The sequence below is a fragment of the Exiguobacterium sp. SRB7LM genome, from assembly GCF_015712685.1.
Lineage (GTDB): Bacteria > Bacillota > Bacilli > Exiguobacteriales > Exiguobacteriaceae > Exiguobacterium > Exiguobacterium profundum.
This window is the reverse complement of sequence record NZ_VWVR01000006.1, coordinates 1,001,493-1,025,066: the sequence shown is the minus strand read 5'-3', so window position 1 is coordinate 1,025,066 and position 23,574 is coordinate 1,001,493. Positions and strand designations below refer to the sequence as shown.

Sequence of the window (23,574 nt, the reverse complement as noted above, 5' to 3'; positions counted from 1 at the left end):
AAGGAGAGTAACTGAATGAAACGTCATGAAGCACGAGAGAAAGCGATTCAAACGCTTTTTCAAATCGAAGTATCTAAATTAGAGGTGGACGAAGCAATCGAGTTCGCATTGGATGGAGCAGAGTCTGATCCGTTTTACGAACAACTCGTCACAGGGACGCTAGAACATATTGAAGATATCGATGCGTTACTAGTTGAAAACTTGAAAAACTGGCGGTTAGATCGCCTCGGAAACGTCGAGCGTACGATTCTTCGAATGGCAACGTTCGAATTGTTATACGTCGAGACGATTCCAGAAAACGTCACCATCAACGAAGCGGTCGAACTCGCGAAATCGTTCGCGGACGAAGAAGCCGGCAAACTCGTGAATGGCGTACTCGGTAACATCATTAAAGAAGACTAAAAAAATAGAGATAAGACACCAGACCAACTACAGAAAAACCTAAAGACAACGGGGGATGAGAGAGATGGCAGTAGTGATCGACGGGAAACAAGTGGCAGCATCATATCGAGAAACGTTAAAAGAACGTGTGGCAGCACTTCGCGCACGTGGCATCGTACCGAAACTGAAAGTTGTGTTGATTGGGGATGACCCAGCAAGTCATAGCTATGTACGCGGGAAGGAACGGGCGGCAGAAGAAATCGGAATCGATTCACAAGTCCTCCGTTTTGATGAGACGATTAGCGAGAAGGAATTGCTTGACTTGATTGACTTGATGAATGCGGATGAAGAAGTTCACGGGATTCTCGTGCAACTCCCTCTGCCGAAACACATCGACGAATCACGAGTCATCATGCGCATCTCCCCAGAAAAGGACGTCGATGGCTTTCATCCTGAGAATGTTGGGAAGATGATGCTCGGACTTGATACGCTACTCCCGTGCACGCCGCACGGCATCTTGCATCTCGCAAAAACACAGACCGAGATCGCCGGAAAGCACGTTGTCGTCGTCGGTCGTAGTCAGATTGTCGGTAAACCGGTAGGCATGTTGTTCTTGAATGAATCAGCAACGGTCACATATTGTCATTCAAAAACAGCTGACCTCGGTGAGATGACACGCCAAGCGGACATTTTGATTGTCGCTGTCGGACGCGCTGGTTTAGTCACAGCAGACATGGTCAAACCAGGCGCGCTTGTCATCGATGTCGGAGTCAATCGGGTCGAAGGTCGTCTAGTCGGTGACGTGGACTATGAAGCTGTTAAGGAGAAGGCGAGTGCCATCACCCCTGTTCCGGGTGGTGTCGGTCCGATGACCATCACGATGCTCATGCATAATACGGTCGAGGTTGCATCACGTGGCTAATCCACTTCCGGTTTCTGAAGTTGTTCGATATGTGAAGCGACAACTTGATGATGATGTATTGCTTCGACAAGTCGCGGTCATCGGTGAAATCTCAAATTTCAAACGTTATTCATCCGGTCATTGTTATTTCACGTTGAAAGATGACGCGTCTCGGATGAAAGCTGTCATGTTTTCTCGCGATGCCAAACAACTTCAATTCGAACCGAAAGATGGAATGAAAGTCATCGCCGTCTCAAAGGTGACGATGTATGAGGCTACGGGAGATGTCCAACTATATGTCGAATTGATGCGACAAGACGGAATCGGTCTATTGTTTGAGCGATATGAGGCGAGAAAGCGTGAATTAGAGGAGATGGGATGGTTTGACGAGGAGCGGAAGCACCCGCTCCCGACGTTTCCAGAGCGCGTTGGAATCGTGACGTCTCCAAAAGGTGCGGCGCTACACGATATCGCAACCACACTTCGACGTCGTGCACCACATGTGGCGATTACGTTCGCCCCTGTTGCTGTACAGGGCGAAATGGCGGCTCCACAAGTTGCTTCTGCCATTCGCTGGATGAACGAACGCACCGATTGTGATGTACTCATTGTCGGTCGCGGTGGTGGTTCTATTGAGGAGCTTTGGGCATTTAATGAAGATGTTGTGGTGGAGGCGATTTATGCGTCCACGATTCCCATCATTTCTGCTGTCGGTCACGAGACAGACTTTACGCTTTCGGATTTCGTTGCCGATGTTCGGGCTGCGACTCCGACAGCGGCGGCTGAACTCGCTACCGCGATGATTGATGCGCAGCGAAAAGATGTAGAACGTTTGGATAACCATCTGCACAAAGCCGTCAGAGACCAATTGGATGATTCGCGAACCCGTGTGGAACGGATGATCAATAGCTATGGATTAAAATCACCGAGGTACACGATATCTCAGAAACGGGAACGATTCGCCCAGTCGGAAATCCGTCTCGAGCAAGGGATGAGGCGACATCTCACCCAAGCCACTCATCAGCTCCGTCAGTTGTCACAGCAGCTAGATGTTAAACGATTTTCAAAAACGTTGTCCAAGCAAGGGGAAGAAGTCAATCATATGGTCGAGCGACTCCGTCGAACGAAGCCATTAGAACAAGCAACGCTTCAATTTGCACAACAGGTTGGACGATTGCATGCAGTCAGTCCACTCGCCGTCTTGTCACGTGGATATACGTTCATCGAACAAGATGGGATCTATGTGCAGAACGTGAAACAATTACGCGATGGTGATGTCTCGATTCGTTTTCGGGATGGTCATGCAATCGCTGAGGTGAAGGAGAGGATTGTCGGTGACGAAGAAAGAACAGACATTTGAGGCGGCGCTCGAGCGCCTCGAACAGATCGTCGCGCAACTCGAGAGCGGTGATGTCCCATTAGAGGAAGCGATGACCCTATATGAGGAAGGTGTCCGCTTGTCTGCATTGTGCCAGACAAAACTCTCTGCCGCCGAGAAAAAAATGGATGAAATTTTAGAACTTGATGGGACGCTTCGTGAAAAAGGAGGATCCGCATGAACCGTACCGATGACTTGAACAAGTGGAAACGGACCGTCGAACTGGCGATGCAGGAACTCATTGAGTCGAGTGAGATGCCGAAACGATTACGAGACGCAATGACGTATTCTTTAGAGGCTGGCGGGAAACGCATTCGTCCTGCTCTCGTCTATGCCGTCCTTGAAACGTATAGCATGTCACTCGAGCGAGGACGAGAGGTGGCGGCGAGTTTAGAGATGGTTCATACATACTCACTCATCCATGATGATTTGCCGGCCATGGATGATGACGATCTTCGTCGTGGACGACCGACCAATCATCGTCAGTTTGATGAAGCGACCGCTATTTTGGCTGGGGACGCCTTATTGACGGACGCATTCCGTATTCTCACACAGGTGCCACTCCCTGCGCTAGATGTCGTCGAGATTATTCGTATTTTCGGATTGGCGGCCGGTAGCTCAGGTATGGTCGGTGGGCAGTTGGATGATATGCTGGCTGAAAAGCGGAACGACGTCACACTTGAAGATCTCCAATCCATTCATGAACGGAAGACAGGTGCGCTACTCGTCTATGCACTTGAAGCCGGTGCGATTTTGGCAGGGGCATCGGTGGAAGATCGGATGCACCTCAAACAGTTCGGACGTCATCTTGGCATCGCTTTTCAGATTCAAGACGATATCCTCGATGTCGTCGGAGATGAACAAGCAATCGGAAAACGCGTCGGCTCAGATGAATTGAATGACAAGACGACTTATCCGAAGCTTCTCGGCTTAGAGGGAGCGAAGCAAGCTCTTGAGCAAGAAGTGGGAGCGGCACACGCTGCAATTGAATCACTTTCAGTTCCAGCGCCGTTGCTTCTTGAGATGCTATCATTTGTAGTGAAACGAAATCATTGACCTCGGTGACACGATGAGCACATCGTGTCACCTTTGTTTTGGGGAATGTGTGGCATATGCCGTCACATTCTTGTAAAATGTAAGGTACGAATCAGTAAAATGTGAGGAGAAAGGATGGTCATTATGGACTTGACATCCATTCAAGACCCGTCGTTCCTGAAACGGATGTCTGTATCAGAGCTCGAATCGCTCGGTTCAGACATTAGACGATTCTTGATTGAAAAATTGGCAGTGACGGGAGGGCATTTGGCGCCAAACTTGGGAGTTGTAGAGTTGACGCTTGCCTTGCACCGTGTATTTGACAGTCCGAAAGACCAACTCGTATGGGACGTCGGTCATCAAGCATACGTTCATAAAATTTTGACAGGACGTACGAACCAGTTTGATACTCTCCGACAATACAATGGGTTATGTGGTTTCCCGAAACGTTGTGAGAGCGAGCATGATGTGTGGGAAACAGGGCACAGTTCGACTTCCCTCTCTGCAGCCATGGGGATTGCGATTGCGAATGAATTGAAAGGGCGCGCCAACGATCGTGCCATCGCCATCATCGGGGACGGTGCTTTGACTGGGGGGATGGCACTTGAAGCCCTCAATCACATCGGTGCCGAGAAACAGAACGTGATTGTCATTCTAAATGATAACGAGATGTCGATTGCGCCGAACGTAGGAGCGATGCATAATATGCTTGGTCGTATCCGGGCATCGCGCAAGTTGAAGCATGCTCGAGAAGAAATGGAGTCACTCATCAAACACATCCCGCTCGTCGGGAGTTCACTTGAACGGAGCGGGGAACGGGTGAAGGACCTCTTAAAATCTGCTCTCATTCCGGGAACGTTCTTTGAAGAACTTGGCTTCACTTACTTTGGACCGACAGATGGGCATGATTTGAAAGACTTGCTCGAAACGCTTGAGTACGCGAAGAAAATCGACGGTCCGGTTCTCGTCCACGTCATTACGAAAAAAGGGAAGGGATATCGTCCGGCTGAATTGGACGGTGTCGGAACATGGCACGGTCTTGGACCTTATAAAATTGAATCCGGTGAAGTCATCAAAGGCAAACCGAAAGGACCAAGCTATTCGAAAGTCGTCGCGGAGACGATCACGAAAGTGGCTGAGTCAGACGAACGGGTGACGTTGATCACACCAGCGATGAGTGTCGGTTCGAAACTCGATTGCTTTACGAAGAAATTCCCGGAGCGTATGTTTGATGTCGGAATTGCCGAGCAACATGCGGTCACCCTCGCTGGGGGACAGGCGACGCAAGGGTTGAAACCGGTCGTCTCGATTTATTCGACCTTCTTCCAACGCGCGTATGATCAACTAGTCCATGACATTTGTCGTCAAAACTTGAACGTCGTGTTCACGATTGACCGATCTGGACTTGTCGGAGCGGATGGAGAGACGCACCAAGGTGTGTTCGATATCGCCTTCATGCGTCACGTGCCAAACATTCGAATTTTGATGGCGAAAGATGAAGAAGAATTACAACAACTCGTCTATTCTGCACTCCGTTACGATGGTGGACCGATTGCGATTCGTTTCCCGCGTGGTGAAGGGATCGGTGTTCCGATGAGTGAGACGCTTCAAGAAATTTCACTCGATGATTGGGAAGTCGAGGCAGAAGGGACAGATGTCGCTATCTTGACGTTCGGTCCCCAAGTGCAAGACGCCCTCGAAGTCCGAGCACTATTAGAAGGTAAGCTCAGTGTGCGCGTCATTAACTGTCGTAGCATCAAGCCGCTCGATGATGCGATGCTGACTTCACTTTATGCAGAGGGGATTCCGCTCGTGACATTAGAAGAGGCTGCTCTCGCCGGTGGCTTTGGAAGTAGCGTGCTTGAACACGCGAATGAAGCCGGAGCGTTTCCACGGATTCAACGTCTCGGTATTCCGGATCGATATATCGAGCATGGCGGTGTCAACCAGCTCCTAGAAGAGATTGGACTGCGACCTGCCCAAATGGCGGAATCGATTGAACGGTTCGTCATGGAGACAAATCGACAGAATGTGTGAGGGATTATGGAAAAAAGAAAGAAAACTAGATTAGATGTATTGCTCGTCGAACGTGGACTTGCTGAAACACGGGAAAAGGCAAAACGGTCGGTCATGGCCGGTCTCGTCTATAGTGGGACAGAACGTCTAGACAAGGCGGGCGATAAAGTGTTTGATGATATCCCTCTCGAAGTGAAGGGTCAAGTTCTTCCTTATGTTGGACGTGGCGGCTTGAAACTCGAGAAAGCGCTCGACGTCTTCCCGCTTGATGTCTTTGGACGAGTCGGAATCGACATCGGCTCATCGACGGGTGGGTTCACGGACTGTGCGCTTCAAAACGGCGCGACTCAAATGTACGCGGTCGATGTCGGCTATAATCAGCTTGCCTGGAAACTACGGAGCGATGATCGCGTCGTCGTCATGGAGCGGATGAACTTCCGCCACGCGACGGCCGATCAGTTCCCGATTAAACCAGATTTCGCAACGATTGACGTCTCTTTTATCTCGCTTCGTCTGATGGTGCCACCGTTGAAACAAATTTTGAAGCAAGACGGTGTCGTCATGGCGCTCGTCAAACCTCAATTTGAAGCAGGGAAGGCCGATGTCGGGAAAAAAGGAATTGTTCGGGACCGTAACGTCCATGAACGAGTCGCAAGCGATATGGTCCGATACTTCGCATCGGAAGGCTTCTTTGTCGAAGCTTTGGATTACTCTCCGATCACTGGAGGGGATGGGAACATCGAGTTTCTTCTCTTCGCTCGGTACACAGGAGTAGGTGGCGTCTCGCCATCGCTACAAGTCGAAGAGGTCGTAAACGCGGCCCATGCCAAACTGAAGGGATAAAATGATGCTACAGACCTCGTCGTCTGTAGCTTTTTCCTTTACTCGTCTACTAGATGGGGAATGGTGGAAATCCCACCTGGAATGCTAGACCTTTTTTCGACAATACTTTAGAATGATAATGTGTATGTGAAACGAAAAATGAGGTGTCAGCGCTTATGAACAAAGGACAGCGATTGATTAAAATTCGAGACATCGTGACGAATCGAGAAATCGAGACGCAAGATGAGTTAGTGGATGAGCTACGTCGCTCGGGGTATCCGGTCACACAGGCAACCGTGTCTCGGGATATTAAAGAGTTACATCTGGTCAAAGTCCCATTGAACGATGGACGGTATAAATATAGCTTGCCTGCGGATCAACGTTTTAATCCATACGGTAAAATGAAGCGAATCCTTAGTGACAGTTTCGTCTCGGTCGATTCTGCTCAAAATTTGGTCGTCATGAAAGTGCTTCCGGGGAATGCTGATGCAATCGGTGTCTTGATCGATCATTTATCTTGGGATGAATTGATTGGAACGGTGTGTGGAGATGATACGATTTTAATGATTGCACGTGATGAAGAGAAAGCGAAGCAAATCATCGATCGACTACTCGGAATGTTATGAGGTGAACGTACGTATGTTAGCAGAACTATCAATCAAACAGTTTGCGATTATTGACGAATTAAACATTCCGTTTAATCGAGGTATGACTGTGCTCACGGGTGAGACAGGTGCCGGTAAATCGATCTTGTTGGATGCGATTGGATTGCTTGTTGGAGGACGTGGCTCAAGTGAGTTCGTGCGATATGGTCAAGATAAAGCTGAAATCGAAGGTCTGTTCATGATTGAACCGGATCACCCGGTCATCGAAGCGGCCGAACAATATGGCATCGATGTTGAAGATGGGACAGTCATCTTACGTCGAGACCTACATAGTAGCGGGAAGAGCGTCTGCCGTGTGAACGGGAAAATGATGCCGCTCTCGACGTTACGGGAGTTCGGACGGCTCCTGGTCGATATTCACGGTCAACATGAACATCAACATTTAATGGATGCGGAATTTCACCTTGGCATATTAGACCATTTCGCCGAAAAAGAAATCAGTCCGTTAGTCGAGGAATATCAAACGGCATTTGCGGCTTGGAAACAAGTCGCCGATGAATTGAAGCGTCTTAGTCAAAGTGAGCAGGAGCTTGCTCAACGAATGGATCTTTTGTCGTTTCAAACGAAAGAAATCGAAGCGGCTGAATTAAAAGTTGGGGAAGAACAGGCGTTGACAGAAGAACGGGATGAATTGGCCAACTTTGAACGCATTCATCAACACATTCGTCTCTCGTATGAGGCGGTTGCCGAGGAGTCAAATGGACTCGATCAAATCGGAGTGGCGATGCGCGAGATGGAAGAGGCGTCACAGCTCTCTTCGTCTTTGACATCTGTATCGGAGACTATCTCTAACGCTTATTATTTGTTGGAGGATGCAAAGTTTCAACTCCGGGACCAGTTAGATTCGCTCGAATTTGACCCGATTCGATTGGATGAGATTGAGTCACGATTGGCTCTTTTCCAGCAATTGAAACGAAAGTATGGGACGACCATCGAAGAAGTCATCACCTATGGCGAACAAGTGTCGGATGAATTGAAGTCGATGACGAACCGGGAAGAGCATTTACAGACGCTCTCAGATGAACTCATTCGATTAGAGCAGATTGCAAGAGATGCTGGTATGAGACTCTCTTCAGCGCGTAAGGTGGCTGCGGAGTCGCTTCAGCATGCGATTCATCGAGAACTGAAAGAACTATATATGGAAAAAACAGCGTTCGAGGTCCGTTTCAAAACCACATCGCTTAAACAAGATGGTTTAGATGACGTGGAGTTTTACATGATGACGAACGTTGGAGAACCGTTCAAACCGCTCGCAAAAGTCGCTTCAGGAGGTGAGCTTTCCCGTGTCATGCTCGCACTCAAATCCATCTTTTCAAGAACGGTCGGCGTGGCCTCCATTATTTTTGACGAGGTCGACACAGGAGTCTCTGGACGTGTCGCGCAGGCGATGGGTGAAAAGATCTTCCGACTTTCTGTCGGCTCTCAAGTCCTCTGTATCACGCACTTGGCACAAGTTGCTGCGATGGCAGACCAACATCTTTACATTACTAAAACCGAAACGAATGAACGGACGAAAACAAATGTGACGTCCCTCGACCGTGAAAGTCGAATCGACGAATTGGGTCGCATGATTGCTGGCGCTCAAATGACAGACTTGACGAAGCAACACGTCGAAGAATTACTTGAGATGTCACAACAAGTAAAACAGAAGTTCATCAAAGGAGTGTCATAAGTGATTACATTATGTATTGCGGACGACAATCGAGAAATCGTCGATTTGTTGAGCCGACAACTAGAATCTGAGCCTGATCTTCGTGTCGTAGGTACGGCACACGATGGAGAAACATGCTTGGATGTCGTCAAGACACACCAACCGGATGTACTCTTACTCGATATTATCATGCCGCATTTGGATGGAATCGGAGTATTGCAACGCCTAAATGAAGAATTAGGTGATGACAAACCGGAAGTAATCATGTTGAGCGCGTTTGGAAAAGATGAAGTGACGAAACAGGCCGTGCAACTCGGGGCCTCTTATTTTCTCGTCAAACCGTTCAATATTCAACAGTTATTAACGAAAATTCGTGAATTGTCAGAAGGAACAAATCGAGAATTCGACGGAATGACGCCAGAAGAAATTGAAATCTCACTCCTGCTTCAGCAACTCGGAATCTCTCCGCGAATCAAAGGGTTCAAGTATATCCGTCAAGCTGTCATTTACGTGCGAGAACGGCAAGATTTGCTCGGTCTCATCACGAAAGAATTATATCCGATGGTCGCAAAAGAGCATGAGACGACATCTTCTCGTGTAGAACGAGCAATGCGTCATGCAATCAAGACGGCATGGGAGAACGGCATGCGCGATCATGAGATGTTCGAAGGGCGACCGGAGCGTGAGCGAAGCCCGAAAAACTCGGAGTTTATCTCGTACTTCGTCACGTATGTATCGTTTAAGAATAATTGAATCATTTCATGAGGACTAAGTCGTGATGGGACTTAGTCTTTTTTGATGAAACAATTACTTTCAGATTTATTTACTTTATGAAAGAAAGCGCTTGCAAAATGGTGGGCCTTTGTTATAATAAAGATGTACCAAGTTACTTGGACAAGCGTCAGATGAACGCTTTTCAAACTTGTTCCGGAGCAACGTTTGAAGAAACCAAATCATCTCGGTTCGCTATCCGATTATAGCTCAGAGGTGGGAACGACACCTCAAGTCGTTAATGTCCCGACGTGAGGTCGCGACAGTCGCTCATTCGCGAGGCGATTCTATCATCAACTCGAAGCTAGGGGTTGATATAGGAAAAAACAATCGTTCAGTTAACCAAAAGGAGTGTTGTCAACCGTTGAACAGTTTATGGCAAGCGTTCGACTTCACGATGGATGGTTCGACATGACCCGATAAGTAAATCAGTTAGTAACTCGAATGGTAAGATTCCGTTCACGCAAGACGGCAGTTACTAAAGTTCTTTCATACTTCTTCATTAAGAAGACGTTGGATTTCATGTCAAAGTAAGTAACGTAGTTTGAAAGGAGATCATCCGTAGTGATCACAATTCAATATGAATAAAAGGTTCCGCACTTGAAATGAAGTCAAGTTAGGGAACCTTTTTTTGTGTGCTTATGAGTCGAGGCGTTGTACTTTTCCTGTTTTTTTGTCGCGGTTAAAAATATAGCCGGCTACAAATCCGATCCCGCCCATGGCGAGCAGAAGCCCAAAGGTCCCCTGCAACATGGAGGCGGCAGCGAGTGAATCGAACCATGAAAACGGTGCGCTCGTCTTCAAAAAGAAGCTATCACGTAGCAATTTGATTCCGTAAACACCTAATAACCCAGGGACGATTAAGATTAGAAGCGCGATAAAACGCATGCAATCTCCTCCTTTACCATACATTATTTTAACAGAAATCGATCTGTTCGACACGGTCTATTTTTGGGCAGCTTGCGAATCAGGTGCGGATTCAGTAGCATGAAATAGAGAAGAATGATGATGGGGGAATATGTATGAATAAACGATTGATGATTGTGGGGGCAGGAAAAGGGGGGACCGAAGTCCTTCATATGCTGATGGATTCGCCGCTTGCGACGATTGTAGCGGTCGTAGATTCTGATGCATCTGCTGAAGGAATAGCCCTTGCTAAAAGTTATGGCATATCTGTGGCGGACGATTGGAAACAGTATGCGGATGCGACACTAGATTTTGTCATCGAAACGACGGGGAAACATCAAACGTTTGAACAATTAAAGGATCATTTCAAAGATGCGGTCGTCTTACCAGGGGAATTTATTCGGATTGTGGTTGAAAGATTGAAACAGAATCAACAAATGCTCGAGGCCATCATTGAATGTACGAGTGAGGCCATATCGGTCGCAGATCATCACGGTAACACGATTTTGATCAATCCGTCTTATACACGGTTGACCGGATTCAAAAAAGAAGATGTGGTCGACAAACCAGCGACGGCAGATATCGGAATGCAGGAAAGCGTCCATTTGAAAGTACTATCGACCGGGCAAGGCGTTCGAGACATTCGGATGCAAATTGGGGCGACGAGACGAGATATTCTTGTGAATGCAGAACCGATCATCGTCGAAGGTAAGTTGCGAGGCTCGGTTGGGGTCATCCGTGACGTATCTCAGATTCGTGCCCTACGTGATGAATTGCAGGAGGCAAAAACACGCATCCGGAATCTAGAAGCCAAATATCAGTTTGCCGATATCATTGCTACGAGTGACGCCATGCGATTTGTCATCGAGCAGGCGAAACTTGCCGCTGTGACCCCAGTGACGGTATTGATTCGTGGAGAATCGGGAACAGGAAAAGAACTGTTCGCCCATGCCATTCACGGGGAATCTCCTCGAAAGTATAAAAAGTTCATTCGCGTGAACTGTGCGGCGATTTCACCTACCCTTCTTGAAAGTGAGCTATTCGGTTATGAAGATGGAGCCTTCAGTGGAGCTAAACGAGGCGGGAAAACCGGATATTTCGAAGAAGCGGATGGCGGATCACTCTTTCTAGACGAAATCGGAGAGCTCCCTCTTGATGTCCAAGTGAAGCTTTTACGTGTCCTCCAGGAAAATGAAATTGTCCGTGTCGGAGGGACGACGGCAATCCCAATCGATGTCCGAATCATTGCCGCAACGAATGCCGATCTCGAACAAAAAGTAGCAGACGGAACATTCCGGGAAGATTTGTATTACCGAATCAATCGGATGCCGATCCATATCCCACCATTACGTGAGCGACTGAATGAACTCGAGGCACTATGTGAACGGATGATCCGGAAACTGAATCAAGAATACGGTCGGAGTGTACGCGGCGTTGACGAAGATGCTTTAACATTACTGAAGAGCCAGCATTGGAAAGGGAATGTGCGAGAACTGGAGAATGTGATCGGTCGTGCGATGATTTATATGGCAAGCTCCGAACAGTGGATTGCCCCACATCATTTGCAGTTATCCAATCGTTCCACGAGTCAAAAAGTGGTCGAATCTGGAACGTTTCACGAGGCCGTTGCAAAATATGAACGCGATTTGATTGAACGAGCAATTGAAGAGGCAAGTGGCAACAAATCAGAAGCAGCCCGCCGATTGAAGATTTCGATTCGAACATTATACAACAAGCTTGACACCATGCAATAATTTGCAGGAAAATTTATGCACGGTAAGCATTAATTTGCATGGTTATCCGCATTATAAAGCGCTTACAATTTAGGAAACAAACTTGCTTATGATATAGTGTAGAGAGCAAGGGGGGACAATGATGAATTTTGAACGGATGCTGGCGAACGCAAAAGAGTTAGAAGGCTGTACCGTGTCCATTGCGGGGGCAGCGGACGAAGAAGTCATCCGGGCCGTAAAACTCGCTACGGATCATGGGTTGTCACGCTTCATTTTGTTCGGTGAAGCTCGAGAGATCCGAAAGTTATGTGAACAGCATGGAATCGATGAGTCAGCCGTCGATATTTTACATGCGAAAGGTGACGTTGAGATTGCGCGACGTGCCACATTAGCTGTGAAAAATAAAGAGGCGGACGTCCTCATGAAGGGGATGGTGTCGACATCGACATTTATGAAAGCCGTCCTTAATCGTGAAGCTGGACTCCGTACGAAGCGGACGCTCAGCCACATCGCACTATTCCAAATTCCGAATCGTGAAAAGTTGATTGGAGTGACGGATGCGGCGATTCATATCGCACCAACACTCGAAGAGAAGGTCGAAATTATTCACAATGCGGTAGAAGCGATGCATGACATCGGTTACGAATCGCCGAAAGTCGCAGCCATTGGAGCAGTCGAGGTAGTCAATCCACAAATGAATGCGACTCTCGATGCGGCACTACTTAGCCAAATGAATCGACGTGGACAAATCAAGGGCTGTGTCGTAGATGGACCGCTCGCGCTCGACAACGCTGTCGACATGGTTGCAGCAAAGCAAAAAGGAATCAACAGTGAAGTTGCCGGTCAAGCCGATTTATTAGTCGTACCTTACATAGAGGTCGGCAACGTCCTTTATAAATCAATCATGTATTTCGCAGAGGCGAGCGTAGCGGCGATTGTCGTCGGCGCATCTGCCCCTGTTGTATTGACAAGTCGTGCCGATACTGCCGAAGCGAAGCTATATTCCCTCGCATTCGCTTTGTTACATGCTAAACATTAATCGTACTTAACAGGAGGAATTAATCATGATGGAAACAAACACAGAGCCACGCTTCCGTATTTTTGATGTCTTACAATCTGAGGACTATGAGCAAATCGTATTTTGCCAAGACCAAGCGTCTGGACTAAAGGCGATCATCGCCATCCATGACACGACGCTCGGGCCAGCTCTCGGTGGACTCCGTATGTGGAACTATGAATCAGAACAAGAGGCACTCACGGATGTGTTGCGTCTCGCAAAAGGAATGACATATAAAAATGCTGCAGCGGGTCTCAACCTTGGGGGCGGGAAGGCCGTCATCATCGGAAATGCGAAGACAGATAAATCAGAGGCGCTCTTCCGTGCATTCGGACGATATGTTCAATCTCTTAGTGGTCGTTACATCACGGCTGAAGATGTAAATACAACAGTTGCCGACATGGACTTCATTCACATGGAAACGGATTACGTCACAGGCGTCAGTCCTGCATTCGGTTCAAGTGGTAACCCTTCACCGGTCACGGCATATGGTGTGTATCGTGGAATGAAAGCTGCTGCGAAATGGAAATTCGGGACTGAGTCGCTCGCAGGGAAAACCGTCGCTGTTCAAGGTGTTGGAAACGTTGCCTACAACTTGTGCCGTCACCTCCATGAAGAGGGTGCTCATTTGATTGTGACCGACATTAATGAGGAAGCACTCAAACGTGCAGAAGCAGACTTTGGTGCGACGGTCGTCAAACCAGATGAGATTTATGCGGTCGAATGTGATATTTTTGCACCATGTGCTCTCGGTGCCGTCATCAACGACAAAACGATTCCACAATTGAAAGCACAAATCGTCGCAGGCGCTGCCAATAACCAATTAGCAGAAGATCGTCACGGAGACGTGCTCGACGAGAACGGAATCCTTTATGCACCAGACTTCGTCATCAATGCAGGTGGTGTCATCAACGTCGCGGACGAACTTGAAGGCTACAACCGTGAACGGGCAATGAAGAAAGTCGAACTCATTTATGACAACATGATGCGCGTCTTTGAAATCGCAGAACGTGATGGTGTACCAACGCATGTAGCGGCCGATAAGATGGCGGAAGAGCGGATTCACATGATGTCGCGTTCACGCAGCCAGTTCCTTAAAGTTGAAAAAAGCATTCTAGGGAGACGCTAAGATGACAAAACGGCTAATTCTTGCAATCAACCCAGGGTCGACCTCGACGAAAGTTGGATTGTTTGATGGGAAGGAAGAAGTGATGACACGTACGGTCCGACATTCAATCGATGTGACGGGTCTCACACTTCCAGAGCAGTTGCCTCATCGTGAGCAAGAAGTACGCGCCTTGTTAGAAGAGACGGGCATCGCGGTCAATGATTTGACCGCGATCGTCGGTCGTGGTGGCTTGCTTGCACCGATGACGTCTGGAACGTATACGGTCAATGAACTCATGCGTGAAGATTTGACGAGCGGACGTTTTGGGATGCATGCATCGAATCTCGGTGGTCTGATCGCTTCGAAAATCGGGGGAGCTGAAGGGATTCCTAGTTTCATTGTGGATCCGGTCGTCGTCGATGAGATGGGCGAATTGGCCCGAAAGACAGGCATGCCGGAAATCAATCGTCGTAGCATTTTCCATGCCCTCAATCAAAAGGCTGTCGCGAAACGATTCGCGGCCGAAAATGGAAGCGATTACAATGAGTTGAATCTTATCGTTGCGCATCTTGGTGGAGGAATCACGGTCGGTGCCCATACGGCAGGTCGAGTCATCGACGTGAATAATGGTCTCGACGGAGATGGACCGCTCGCGCCGGAGCGTGCTGGCTCGATTCCTGTTGGACAGGTAGTAGAACTATGTTATAGTACCAGGTATAAAGAATCGGAAATGAAAAAGAAAATTGTCGGTCAAGGTGGTCTGTTTGCTCATCTCGGTACATTCGATGCCATTGAAATCGAGCAACGGGTTGAATCAGGTGATGACGAGGCGAGACTGTTGTATGAGACGATGGCTTATCGTGTCGCTCAAGAGATTTCAAAACACGGCGCGACATTATGTGGTCGTGTGGATGCCATCTTACTGACGGGCGGAATCGCATATTCCGAGTGGCTGACTGAAAAAATCAAGGAGCGTGTCACTTATCTCGCGCCGGTACACGTGTATCCGGGTGAAGATGAGCTTAAAGCGTTGGCTGAAGGTGCACTTCGCGTCATCGAGAACGAAGAGACCGCACGAGTTTATGAGGGGGATACACATGGCACGAGAATTTGATGTTGTCGTCATCGGTGGAGGACCAGGAGGATATGTGGCTGCAATCAAGGCGGCCCAGGCAGGAAAATCTGTCGCAATCGTCGAGGCGAGAAAGTTAGGTGGCACCTGCTTACATAGAGGATGCATCCCGACGAAGGCGCTTTTAAAAGCTGCACATGTTTATCAAACAGCGAAGCAAAGTGCGACATATGGCGTTGAGACGGGAGATGTGACGTTCAATATGGAACGCGCTCAAACGTATAAGCGTGATCTTGTGGCTGGACTAGAAAAGGGAATCGAACATTTGATGAAACAAGGGAAAATCGAAGTGTTCCGCGGAAAGGCCTCTATTCTTGGACCAAGTATCTTCTCACCACAACCAGGGACTGTATCCGTTGAGGATGAAAGCGGTGAATCAGAACTGATTTTGCCGAATCAACTGATTATCGCAACAGGGTCGATTCCTCGTGAACTTCCTGGATTGCCGTTCGATCACAAACGGATTTTGAATTCGGACGACCTCCTCAATTTTGAAACGCTACCTGAATCGATTGCGATTGTCGGTGGAGGGGTCATTGGAGTCGAATGGGCGTCCATGCTCGTCGACCTTGATGTGAACGTGACATTGATCGAAGTAGGCGATCGATTACTCCCACTCGAGGACAAAGCAGTCTCGCGTGAAGTGGAGCGTCTTTTGAAAAAGCGCGGAGTCCGCGTGAAGAAGAGCGTGACGGTCGACGCTGAACGTACATCGATTCACGACGATGCGGTGGAGCTCGCTGTAGGTGAGGAGATGTTGAGCGTGGACTGTGTCCTCGTCTCAGTGGGGCGTGTCGCCAATACGGAAGACTTAGGTCTTCAAAACACGTCAATCGTCGTAGAGAACGGTATCATTCAAGTCGATAGCCAGTATCGGACGAAGGAACGTCATATCTTCGCAATTGGAGACTGTATCGGGAAGTTGCAACTCGCCCACGTCGCTTCTGCAGAAGGTGTGAAGGCAGTCGAGACGATTCTCGGTCTTGAGCCGACACCGCTCGATTACGCGCTCATTCCACGCTGTGTATACAGTGTCCCTGAAGTCGCTTCGGTCGGTTTGACAGAAGAAGCGGCAAAAGAGGCTGGACATGACGTCAAGACAGGAACGTACCGTTTCAATGGGCTCGGAAAAGCAAGAATTGAAGGGCAAGCCGACGGATTCGTCAAACTCGTCTCAGATCAAGAGACAGATGACCTTCTCGGTGTTCATATCGTCGGACCGAAAGCGACCGAACTCATCACAGAAGGTGGCCTCGCGCTCGTCTTAAATGCGACGGCTTGGGAGATGGGACAACTTGTACACCCGCATCCTGCACTGAGCGAAGCCTTCCAAGAAGCGGCTCTCGCCGTCGATGGATTACCGATTCACGCCTAAGGAGGAACAAGGATGGAACAAATGACTGTAAACTCATATGAAGAGCTTGGTTTAACAAAACAAGATTTATTGGCGATGTACGAAACGATGGTTCGTGCACGTAAAATTGATGAACGGATGTGGAAGTTGAACCGCGCCGGGAAAATCCCATTCGTCGTCTCATGTCAAGGACAAGAAGCGGCGCAAGTTGGTGCGGCGTTCGCCCTCGAGAAAGGGATTGATTATGTCCTACCTTACTATCGTGATGTGGCGGTCGTCCTTCACTTCGGTCAAACATCAAGAGATTTAATGTTATCGGCATTCGCGAAAGCGGAAGATCCAAACTCAGGTGGTCGTCAGATGCCTGGTCACTTCGGCTCGAAAGAGCATCGTATCGTAACGGGTTCGTCTCCGGTCACGACACAAGTCCCACATGCAGTCGGAATTGCACTTGCGGCGAAGATGAAAAAGGAAGAGCTCGTTACATTCGTCTCGTTCGGGGAAGGGTCCTCTAACCAAGGAGATTTTCATGAAGGCGCAAACTTTGCAGGTGTCCATAAGTTGCCGGTCATCTTGTTCTGTGAGAACAACAAGTATGCAATCTCGGTTCCACTTACAAAACAGTTGGCATGCGAGCGCGTGTCAGATCGAGCGAAAGGATATGGCATGCCAGGTGTGACAGTCGACGGGACAGACCCGATTGCTGTCTATGCGGTCGTGAAGGAAGCGCGTGAACGTGCACTTCGCGGAGAAGGACCGACGCTAATCGAAGCAGAAGTTGAACGTCTCGTGCCACACTCATCAGATGATGATGACAAAGCATACCGTTCAGCAGAAGAATTGGCAGGGTTAAAAGAGCGGGATGGCATTCAATTGTTCCGTCAACGACTTGTGAACGACGGAATCGCAACGGCGGATACACTTGCTGAAATCGATGCACAAATCGATGCTGAAGTGAATGAAGCGACGACATATGCGGACAAAGCACCGTATGCATCGCCTGAATCTGCACTGGATTACGTCTATGAGGAGGAAAAATGATGAAAACGTTTATCGAAGCGATCAATGAAGCGATTCATGAGGAAATGGAGCGCGACGAAAACGTCTTCGTCGTCGGGGAAGACGTCGGCGTTCGTGGTGGTGTATTCCGTGCCACACAAGGGTTGATTGAAAAATATGGAGAGGATCGTGTCATCGACGCACCGCTCGCTGAGAGTGCGATTGCCGGAGTCGGAGTCGGGGCTGCCATGTACGGCATGCGACCGATCGCAGAAATGCAATTCGCAGACTTTATCATGCCAGCAGTGAACCAAATCGTTTCAGAAGCGGCAAAAATTCGATACCGTTCAAACAACGATTGGACATGTCCGATGGTCATCCGTGCTCCTTTCGGTGGGGGTATTCACGGGGCTCTCTATCACTCGCAATCAGTCGAGGCGATGTTCAGTTCGACGCCAGGTCTTAAAGTCGTCATTCCATCTGACCCTGTCGATGCGAAGGGATTGTTGAAAGCAGCAATCCGTTCGAACGACCCTGTTCTTTTCTTTGAACATAAGCGTGCCTATCGTCTTTTGAAGGCGGAATTGCCGACGGACGAATACACGGTTGAAATCGGTAAGGCCGCTGTCAAACGGGAAGGTGACGATATCACGATCATCACGTACGGTCTTTGCGTGCATATGGCACAAGAGGCTGCGAAAACGCTCGAAGAAGAAGGAATCAGCACGCACATCCTTGATCTTCGTACCGTCTACCCGCTCGACCAAGAAGCGATCATCGAATCGGTCAAGAAGACTGGTAAAGTGCTACTCGTGACGGAGGACAACAAAGAAGGAAGCATCATCGGAGAAGTGGCGGCGATTATCGCGGAGAAGGCGCTCTTCGAACTCGATGCGCCGATTGAGCGTTTGGCTGGCCCCGATGTGCCGGCAATGCCGTATGCACCACCGATGGAAAAATTCTTTATCGTATCCCCAGAAAAAATTGCCGAGCGGGCGCGTCAGCTCGCGGCGTTTTAAGGAGGCATCTCCATGGAACAAACGATTACTATGCCCCAACTTGGGGAGAGTGTGACAGAAGGAACAATCACGACCTATCTCGTCAAACCGGGAGACCGTGTGGAAGAATATGAACCACTCGCGGAAGTCATGACGGACAAAGTGACGGCAGAGATTCCTGCGACTAGCGCAGGAGTCGTCAAAGAGTTTCTCATTCCAGAAGGGGAGACCGTCAGCGTCGGGACACCGGTATTGACGATGGAAGTCGAGAGCGCGGAGGAAGCTGCAGTTGAGACGAAGACAGAACCGATTGCAGAAACGGCACCTGCAGAATCCGTCTCTAAGCAAGCTGTCGCCACTGCACCGAAAAAACAAAGTGGAAACGGTCGATACTCTCCTGCCGTCATCCGACTCGCCAATGAGAACGATATCGATTTGAATGAACTGAGCGGAAGCGGTCTAGGCGGTCGGATCACGCGGAAAGATATTCTTCGTTACTTATCAGAAGGACGTCCGGCATCGACTTCTGAGAAAGCGACACAAGCGCCTGTCCAAGAGACGATGGTACAGACGAAGTTGGACGTTCCGACTGAGGCACCACGTCCTGTCGTTGAACCGTCACAACCGGTCGCATCATCATCGACTTCATCTGGCCGTTATGAATCGATTCCGACAGCCGGGGTACGTCAAGCGATTGCGAACAATATGGTCCGCTCGAAACACGAGGCTCCACACGCATGGCTCATGATTGAAGTGGATGTGACGAACCTCGTCGAAGCCCGTGCAAAGTTGAAAGATGAGTTCATGAAACGGGAAGGCGTCAAATTGACGTTCATGCCATTCTTCATGAAGGCAGCCATCGAAGCATTGAAGAAGTATCCGATGATGAATTCGGAGTGGGCAGGAGATCACATCAAAGTTCACCAAGACATCCATCTCTCGGTAGCCGTCGCGGCAAACGACGCCCTATACGTTCCGGTCATTCGCCAAGCGGATGAGAAGAATATTAAAGGACTAGCCGTTTCCCTTCAAGACGTGGCAACGCGAGCGCGTGAGAACCGCTTGAAGGCTGAAGAGATGCGTGGTGGGACATTCACCATCAACAACACGGGTGCGTTTGGTTCGATTCAATCGGCACCAATCTTGAATTACCCACAAGCGGCAATCCTATCGGTCGAGTCGATTGTGAAGCGTCCGGTCTGGATGAACGGGATGTTCGCGGCACGCGATATGGTCAACCTTTGTATGTCTGTCGACCATCGTGTCCTTGACGGTCTCGTCGCAGGTCAGTTCTTACAAGCGATCAAGCACTCACTCGAGTCGATTGACCCGAACACATATACCGTATATTGATTAAAAAATGGAGGCGCCCCAGTAGGGTGCCTCCATTTCTTATGAGTTATAGCCAAGGAATACCGTGAAGACGAAGCTTACGGCTGAGATCAGTAAGAGAAGGAACGAGAAAGACATGCCCATTGTGACGAGTCCTTTGGAGAGTCGTGGTTTGGATTTATATAGTGCGAACGCAAACATGAGACTGAATAGGCCGAGCGTCGTGAATAGTGTGAGTGGAATTGCTCGGTCGTAAAGAAATTGAAGTAGATCCAATGTAGAATCATCCTTTCTAATCATGCACCTTCGAATCGTCGTTGATGGACACGGTACGTCAATCTGCTGACTACGACGAACACGAGAAGGAACATCCAGTATATAAAAATATAGTTTAATGAAAATGCAGAAACCCCATCATGTCTGACCGAAGAAATCCAAAGCAAAAGGAGTGAGGTAGGGAAATGAATCAATAGTACAAGATAGGGCATGAACTTCATGAATGATAAGGCGTTTGTCGACGGATTGCGCATGAGACACATGGCAATCAAACCAATCAGGACTTCGAGTCCACCAAGCGTGAAATAGGCGAGTGAATCAGAAAGACTGGTCTCTAGAATCGGTAAGGCAAGCGTTGCAAGACCAAGACTCCCAATCATTATTAAAGCAAACAAGATGTAGTCACCTCCAGAAAAGGGTTTATTCCATATGTTCATTGTAAAAAAATGGATGATTAAATTCAATACCTCAGAAAAACACGCCATTCATAGAAATGGCGTGTTGGTGATTTCCTTAAATCGATTGTTCAATCATCGATTCGATGTCGCGACGAACTTCAGCTACTGATAAACGTGCGGCGTCATAGCGTACACGATGAGTCGACTCGTCCGTTCCCGTCAAGTCAGCAAAGAGACTTCCGAGGTCGTGGACACTGCGGTCGACTTGAATGAGCAATTCGATGGCATCCTCGTCTTGTAGAATCACAACTTCTACCTCGTCTAACTGGCGACCGAATCGCGAACCGTTCGCTGAATACTCGAGTTCTTGGGCAATCGGAAGACGTCCCGAACGATGACGTGCCGGGAGCATCTCCGTGTCGGCTTTCTTCAAACGGAATCCGAGCTCGTCCATCGCATCTAATATGACTTGTTGAACTGCATTCGGTTGTACGGTGATCGCATCTTCATCTTTTGGATCGACGGCTTGGGCGATATCAAGGCCCGTTTCAATCCATGATTTCGATTGGCTCACAGAGAGTGGCGTATTGAACGGGACGTTGACTGTGAACGGAATTTCTTTCACTTCTCCGGGACCAATCATAAACGGTGCTTCATTCAATAAGATTTTTTCAATCGTGAACGTCGAGTATGTCGACTTATCGTTCACCTCATGTTTATACAACGTATTGAAGAAGAGATAGATACTGTCGACGGATTGTTCGACCGAACCGCCTTCTATATGGACGACTCCAGTGAGTTCTCCACCGGGTGAACAGTGGCTCTCATTCAAGCGTGTGTCGACTTTTGCGGCACCGATTCCGATTGATGATAAAATCTTTTTAAACATATGTGTATCCTCCTTTGACGTAACGTCGTCTTCGTGTAATAGTATGTACGGACAGGTGAAACGATATGTTTCAAAATTTCTAAAAAAGGATTGAATCCATTGGAATATAAAGCGTTACAAGAGCGTCTCGCAGACGTCTTACAATCAAATCATCTCGTGTCGGCGACCATCAGTCAACCCCGTCAAAAATCTAGCGATCTCAGACGGGTCAAATTGAAACCGGTCATGCTACGAAATGCGTATCATATCCAGTTCGAGTATCAGTATGAGCGGGTGATGAACCATAAAAACTTGACACCAGATGAGGCTGTCACAGAAGTGAATGAGCTTCTCGAAACGTTCCGACAAGGACAGTTTCAGTTAAAAGATTCCGACCTCCAGTTCCAATTATCGAAAAAGTTCAAAGTGACATTGAAAGAAAAGCAGACGGCTCAAAAAGAAGTTCAACTGAGCCACAATCGGGAAAAACAGTACGTGCTTCCACTCGACGAGCCAGTTCCGTTTCTCATTCGACTCGGCATTCAGTCAACGGACGGAAAAGTGAAGCGTCCAAAGTATGACAAGTTCAAACAGATCAATCGTTTCCTCGAGTTCATTGAGGATTCACTGAAATACTTGCCGGCAGACCGTACCGTTCGAATCTTGGATTTCGGGTCAGGGAAGTCGTATTTGACGTTCGCGCTCTATCATTTCCTTCATGAGATGAAAGGATATGACGTCCATATCACAGGGCTCGATTTGAAGAAAGAGGTCATTGAAGAGTGTGCATCGATTGCGAAAGACTTAGGATATGAACGGCTCGAATTTTTAGTCGGAGACATTAATGAATATGAAGGGGAAACAGCTGTTGATATGGTCGTGACCCTTCATGCATGTGATGTGGCGACAGACATGGCGTTGGCACGTGCCGTCCGCTGGGGCGCGAAAGTCATCTTGAGCGTTCCGTGTTGTCAAAAGGAATTGAATCGTCAAATTCAAGCGTCGAATTTAGACGTGATGCTCCAACATGGCTTGATCAAAGAACGGTTCGCCTCACTCGCGACCGATTCCATTCGGGCTGAACTGCTTGGACTTGTCGGGTATGATGCCCAGCTGCTCGAATTCATCGACCTCGAGCATACGCCGAAAAATATCATGATTCGTGCCTACTTGACGAACCGTCAGGCGAGCGCAGAGACGAAGGCACGTTACCTTGCTTTCAAACAGATGTTAGGGGCAGACCCGTTCTTAGAACGTGAATTGAGCGATAGACTTGTCCTCGAGGTAGAACAAGACGTAAAATAAGGGAGTACAGACGAAATGTCGAAAGGGGAAACAACATGGATTTTCAATTATATTTTCAAGATGTAGTCGAACAAGCGCGTAACGAAGTACGTGCTGCAGGATACACAGAGCTCACGACACCGGAAGAAGTAGACGGAGCACTGAAAAAAGAAGGGAAGACACTCGTCCTCGTCAACTCGGTTTGTGGGTGTGCAGGCGGGATTGCTCGTCCAGCTGCCGCATACGTCAACAAGATGGAAGGTGTGAAGCCTGACCATTTCGTGACCGTGTTTGCTGGTCAAGACCGTGAAGCGACAGATCGTGCACGTGAGTATTTTGAAGGATATGCACCGTCTTCACCGTCAATCGCACTTCTTGAGGATGGCAACATCGTGACGATGGTAGAGCGTAGTGAAATCGAGTCATCGACTGCTGAAGAGCTCGTCGACCAATTGCAAACATTGTTCGACATCTACTTCGCATAATCAAGCATCGGCGCAAAGGCACTG

24 protein-coding genes are annotated in these 23,574 nt (G+C 48.5%); 20 read left to right on the top strand and 4 right to left on the bottom strand.

Translation table 11 applies throughout. The features are described from left to right. Positions 1 to 15 precede the first annotated feature (15 nt). From nusB to spo0A, 10 genes are all read left to right on the top strand, one after another. A complete protein-coding gene (gene nusB / locus F3H97_RS06095; RefSeq protein ID WP_196430851.1) occupies positions 16 to 402 on the top strand; it encodes a transcription antitermination factor NusB in 387 nt (128 codons plus the stop codon). Between the two features lie 64 nt (positions 403 to 466). Further along, the gene (gene folD, locus F3H97_RS06090) at positions 467 to 1,303 is read left to right on the top strand and encodes a bifunctional methylenetetrahydrofolate dehydrogenase/methenyltetrahydrofolate cyclohydrolase FolD (protein ID WP_196430850.1); all 837 of its coding nucleotides are present in this window, start codon (positions 467 to 469) and stop codon (positions 1,301 to 1,303) included. Further along, a complete protein-coding gene (gene xseA / locus F3H97_RS06085) occupies positions 1,296 to 2,642 on the top strand; it encodes an exodeoxyribonuclease VII large subunit (protein WP_196430849.1) in 1,347 nt (448 codons plus the stop codon). Before folD ends, xseA begins: the two co-directional genes overlap by 8 nt. Next, positions 2,617 to 2,841, top strand: coding sequence for an exodeoxyribonuclease VII small subunit (xseB, locus tag F3H97_RS06080; RefSeq protein WP_012726571.1), 225 nt, complete (start codon positions 2,617 to 2,619; stop codon positions 2,839 to 2,841). Before xseA ends, xseB begins: the two co-directional genes overlap by 26 nt. After that, positions 2,838 to 3,716: a polyprenyl synthetase family protein gene (locus F3H97_RS06075; RefSeq protein WP_196430848.1), complete on the top strand. Its 879-nt coding sequence runs from the start codon at positions 2,838 to 2,840 to the stop codon at positions 3,714 to 3,716. Before xseB ends, F3H97_RS06075 begins: the two co-directional genes overlap by 4 nt. Before the next feature lie 123 nt (positions 3,717 to 3,839). Next, complete coding sequence (dxs, locus tag F3H97_RS06070) at positions 3,840 to 5,732, top strand: 1-deoxy-D-xylulose-5-phosphate synthase (RefSeq protein ID WP_196431845.1); 1,893 nt, start codon at positions 3,840 to 3,842, stop codon at positions 5,730 to 5,732. A gap of 6 nt (positions 5,733 to 5,738) precedes the next feature. After that, the gene (locus F3H97_RS06065) at positions 5,739 to 6,554 is read left to right on the top strand and encodes a TlyA family RNA methyltransferase (RefSeq protein WP_159562457.1); all 816 of its coding nucleotides are present in this window, start codon (positions 5,739 to 5,741) and stop codon (positions 6,552 to 6,554) included. A 155-nt stretch (positions 6,555 to 6,709) separates the two neighbouring features. After that, positions 6,710 to 7,159: a transcriptional regulator AhrC/ArgR gene (gene ahrC / locus F3H97_RS06060; RefSeq protein WP_012726567.1), complete on the top strand. Its 450-nt coding sequence runs from the start codon at positions 6,710 to 6,712 to the stop codon at positions 7,157 to 7,159. A gap of 13 nt (positions 7,160 to 7,172) precedes the next feature. Continuing rightward, positions 7,173 to 8,870, top strand: a complete 1,698-nt coding sequence (gene recN, locus F3H97_RS06055) for a DNA repair protein RecN (RefSeq protein WP_074036709.1) — start codon at positions 7,173 to 7,175, stop codon at positions 8,868 to 8,870. Next, a complete protein-coding gene (gene spo0A, locus F3H97_RS06050; protein ID WP_074036711.1) occupies positions 8,871 to 9,602 on the top strand; it encodes a sporulation transcription factor Spo0A in 732 nt (243 codons plus the stop codon). 657 nt (positions 9,603 to 10,259) lie between these two features. Here the strand turns inward: spo0A and F3H97_RS06045 are convergent. Beyond that, on the bottom strand, positions 10,260 to 10,508 hold the full coding sequence (locus tag F3H97_RS06045; protein WP_031423346.1) for a DUF2627 domain-containing protein: 249 nt from the start codon (positions 10,506 to 10,508) through the stop codon (positions 10,260 to 10,262). A gap of 134 nt (positions 10,509 to 10,642) precedes the next feature. Here F3H97_RS06045 and F3H97_RS06040 point away from each other — a divergent pair, with 134 nt between their 5' ends. From F3H97_RS06040 to F3H97_RS06005, 8 genes are all read left to right on the top strand, one after another. Next, the gene (locus tag F3H97_RS06040; RefSeq protein ID WP_159562456.1) at positions 10,643 to 12,280 is read left to right on the top strand and encodes a sigma 54-interacting transcriptional regulator; all 1,638 of its coding nucleotides are present in this window, start codon (positions 10,643 to 10,645) and stop codon (positions 12,278 to 12,280) included. A gap of 121 nt (positions 12,281 to 12,401) precedes the next feature. Beyond that, positions 12,402 to 13,298, top strand: coding sequence for a phosphate butyryltransferase (yqiS, locus tag F3H97_RS06035; protein WP_196430847.1), 897 nt, complete (start codon positions 12,402 to 12,404; stop codon positions 13,296 to 13,298). A gap of 25 nt (positions 13,299 to 13,323) precedes the next feature. Then, complete coding sequence (locus F3H97_RS06030) at positions 13,324 to 14,445, top strand: Glu/Leu/Phe/Val family dehydrogenase (RefSeq protein WP_159562454.1); 1,122 nt, start codon at positions 13,324 to 13,326, stop codon at positions 14,443 to 14,445. Position 14,446: 1 nt separating this feature from the next. Beyond that, complete coding sequence (buk, locus tag F3H97_RS06025; protein ID WP_074036719.1) at positions 14,447 to 15,538, top strand: butyrate kinase; 1,092 nt, start codon at positions 14,447 to 14,449, stop codon at positions 15,536 to 15,538. After that, the gene (lpdA, locus tag F3H97_RS06020) at positions 15,522 to 16,931 is read left to right on the top strand and encodes a dihydrolipoyl dehydrogenase (RefSeq protein WP_196430846.1); all 1,410 of its coding nucleotides are present in this window, start codon (positions 15,522 to 15,524) and stop codon (positions 16,929 to 16,931) included. Before buk ends, lpdA begins: the two co-directional genes overlap by 17 nt. Before the next feature lie 12 nt (positions 16,932 to 16,943). After that, the gene (locus F3H97_RS06015) at positions 16,944 to 17,951 is read left to right on the top strand and encodes a thiamine pyrophosphate-dependent dehydrogenase E1 component subunit alpha (RefSeq protein WP_370148335.1); all 1,008 of its coding nucleotides are present in this window, start codon (positions 16,944 to 16,946) and stop codon (positions 17,949 to 17,951) included. Beyond that, positions 17,951 to 18,928, top strand: a complete 978-nt coding sequence (locus tag F3H97_RS06010; protein ID WP_078147095.1) for an alpha-ketoacid dehydrogenase subunit beta — start codon at positions 17,951 to 17,953, stop codon at positions 18,926 to 18,928. Before F3H97_RS06015 ends, F3H97_RS06010 begins: the two co-directional genes overlap by 1 nt. A gap of 12 nt (positions 18,929 to 18,940) precedes the next feature. Next, entirely contained in the window at positions 18,941 to 20,260 is a 1,320-nt protein-coding gene (locus tag F3H97_RS06005) for a dihydrolipoamide acetyltransferase family protein (RefSeq protein WP_159562452.1), read from the top strand. 39 nt (positions 20,261 to 20,299) lie between these two features. On the opposite strand, the gene F3H97_RS06000 is transcribed toward F3H97_RS06005, so the two are convergent. The 3 genes from F3H97_RS06000 to F3H97_RS05990 all read right to left on the bottom strand — a co-directional run bounded on the left by F3H97_RS06000 (position 20,300) and on the right by F3H97_RS05990 (position 21,802). Beyond that, complete coding sequence (locus F3H97_RS06000) at positions 20,300 to 20,515, bottom strand: hypothetical protein (protein WP_074036727.1); 216 nt, start codon at positions 20,513 to 20,515, stop codon at positions 20,300 to 20,302. 20 nt (positions 20,516 to 20,535) lie between these two features. Next, entirely contained in the window at positions 20,536 to 20,910 is a 375-nt protein-coding gene (locus F3H97_RS05995; RefSeq protein WP_143180241.1) for a hypothetical protein, read from the bottom strand. 118 nt (positions 20,911 to 21,028) lie between these two features. Next, a complete protein-coding gene (locus F3H97_RS05990; RefSeq protein WP_159562450.1) occupies positions 21,029 to 21,802 on the bottom strand; it encodes a sporulation protein in 774 nt (257 codons plus the stop codon). Between the two features lie 99 nt (positions 21,803 to 21,901). Between F3H97_RS05990 and F3H97_RS05985 the strand changes: the two genes are divergently transcribed. Together F3H97_RS05985 and F3H97_RS05980 are read left to right on the top strand one after the other, a co-directional pair. Continuing rightward, on the top strand, positions 21,902 to 23,086 hold the full coding sequence (locus tag F3H97_RS05985) for a class I SAM-dependent methyltransferase (RefSeq protein ID WP_196430845.1): 1,185 nt from the start codon (positions 21,902 to 21,904) through the stop codon (positions 23,084 to 23,086). Between the two features lie 35 nt (positions 23,087 to 23,121). After that, positions 23,122 to 23,550, top strand: a complete 429-nt coding sequence (locus F3H97_RS05980; protein ID WP_012726551.1) for a BrxA/BrxB family bacilliredoxin — start codon at positions 23,122 to 23,124, stop codon at positions 23,548 to 23,550. The last annotated feature ends 24 nt before the right edge of the window (positions 23,551 to 23,574 follow it).

What these genes read in the sequence shown, in the direction of transcription:
- recN (WP_074036709.1), top strand. Translation starts at nt 7,173, where the DNA reads ATGTTAGCAGAACTATCAATCAAACAGTTTGCGATTATTGACGAATTA.
- F3H97_RS06045 (WP_031423346.1), bottom strand. Translation starts at nt 10,508, where the DNA reads ATGCGTTTTATCGCGCTTCTAATCTTAATCGTCCCTGGGTTATTAGGT.
- yqiS (WP_196430847.1), top strand. Translation starts at nt 12,402, where the DNA reads ATGAATTTTGAACGGATGCTGGCGAACGCAAAAGAGTTAGAAGGCTGT.
- F3H97_RS05980 (WP_012726551.1), top strand. Translation starts at nt 23,122, where the DNA reads ATGGATTTTCAATTATATTTTCAAGATGTAGTCGAACAAGCGCGTAAC.
- F3H97_RS06010 (WP_078147095.1), top strand. Translation starts at nt 17,951, where the DNA reads ATGAAAACGTTTATCGAAGCGATCAATGAAGCGATTCATGAGGAAATG.
- ahrC (WP_012726567.1), top strand. Translation starts at nt 6,710, where the DNA reads ATGAACAAAGGACAGCGATTGATTAAAATTCGAGACATCGTGACGAAT.
- F3H97_RS06015 (WP_370148335.1), top strand. Translation starts at nt 16,944, where the DNA reads ATGGAACAAATGACTGTAAACTCATATGAAGAGCTTGGTTTAACAAAA.
- dxs (WP_196431845.1), top strand. Translation starts at nt 3,840, where the DNA reads ATGGACTTGACATCCATTCAAGACCCGTCGTTCCTGAAACGGATGTCT.
- F3H97_RS06065 (WP_159562457.1), top strand. Translation starts at nt 5,739, where the DNA reads ATGGAAAAAAGAAAGAAAACTAGATTAGATGTATTGCTCGTCGAACGT.
- F3H97_RS06040 (WP_159562456.1), top strand. Translation starts at nt 10,643, where the DNA reads ATGAATAAACGATTGATGATTGTGGGGGCAGGAAAAGGGGGGACCGAA.
- folD (WP_196430850.1), top strand. Translation starts at nt 467, where the DNA reads ATGGCAGTAGTGATCGACGGGAAACAAGTGGCAGCATCATATCGAGAA.
- buk (WP_074036719.1), top strand. Translation starts at nt 14,447, where the DNA reads ATGACAAAACGGCTAATTCTTGCAATCAACCCAGGGTCGACCTCGACG.
- F3H97_RS06075 (WP_196430848.1), top strand. Translation starts at nt 2,838, where the DNA reads ATGAACCGTACCGATGACTTGAACAAGTGGAAACGGACCGTCGAACTG.
- nusB (WP_196430851.1), top strand. Translation starts at nt 16, where the DNA reads ATGAAACGTCATGAAGCACGAGAGAAAGCGATTCAAACGCTTTTTCAA.
- F3H97_RS06030 (WP_159562454.1), top strand. Translation starts at nt 13,324, where the DNA reads ATGATGGAAACAAACACAGAGCCACGCTTCCGTATTTTTGATGTCTTA.
- lpdA (WP_196430846.1), top strand. Translation starts at nt 15,522, where the DNA reads ATGGCACGAGAATTTGATGTTGTCGTCATCGGTGGAGGACCAGGAGGA.
- F3H97_RS06005 (WP_159562452.1), top strand. Translation starts at nt 18,941, where the DNA reads ATGGAACAAACGATTACTATGCCCCAACTTGGGGAGAGTGTGACAGAA.
- F3H97_RS05990 (WP_159562450.1), bottom strand. Translation starts at nt 21,802, where the DNA reads ATGTTTAAAAAGATTTTATCATCAATCGGAATCGGTGCCGCAAAAGTC.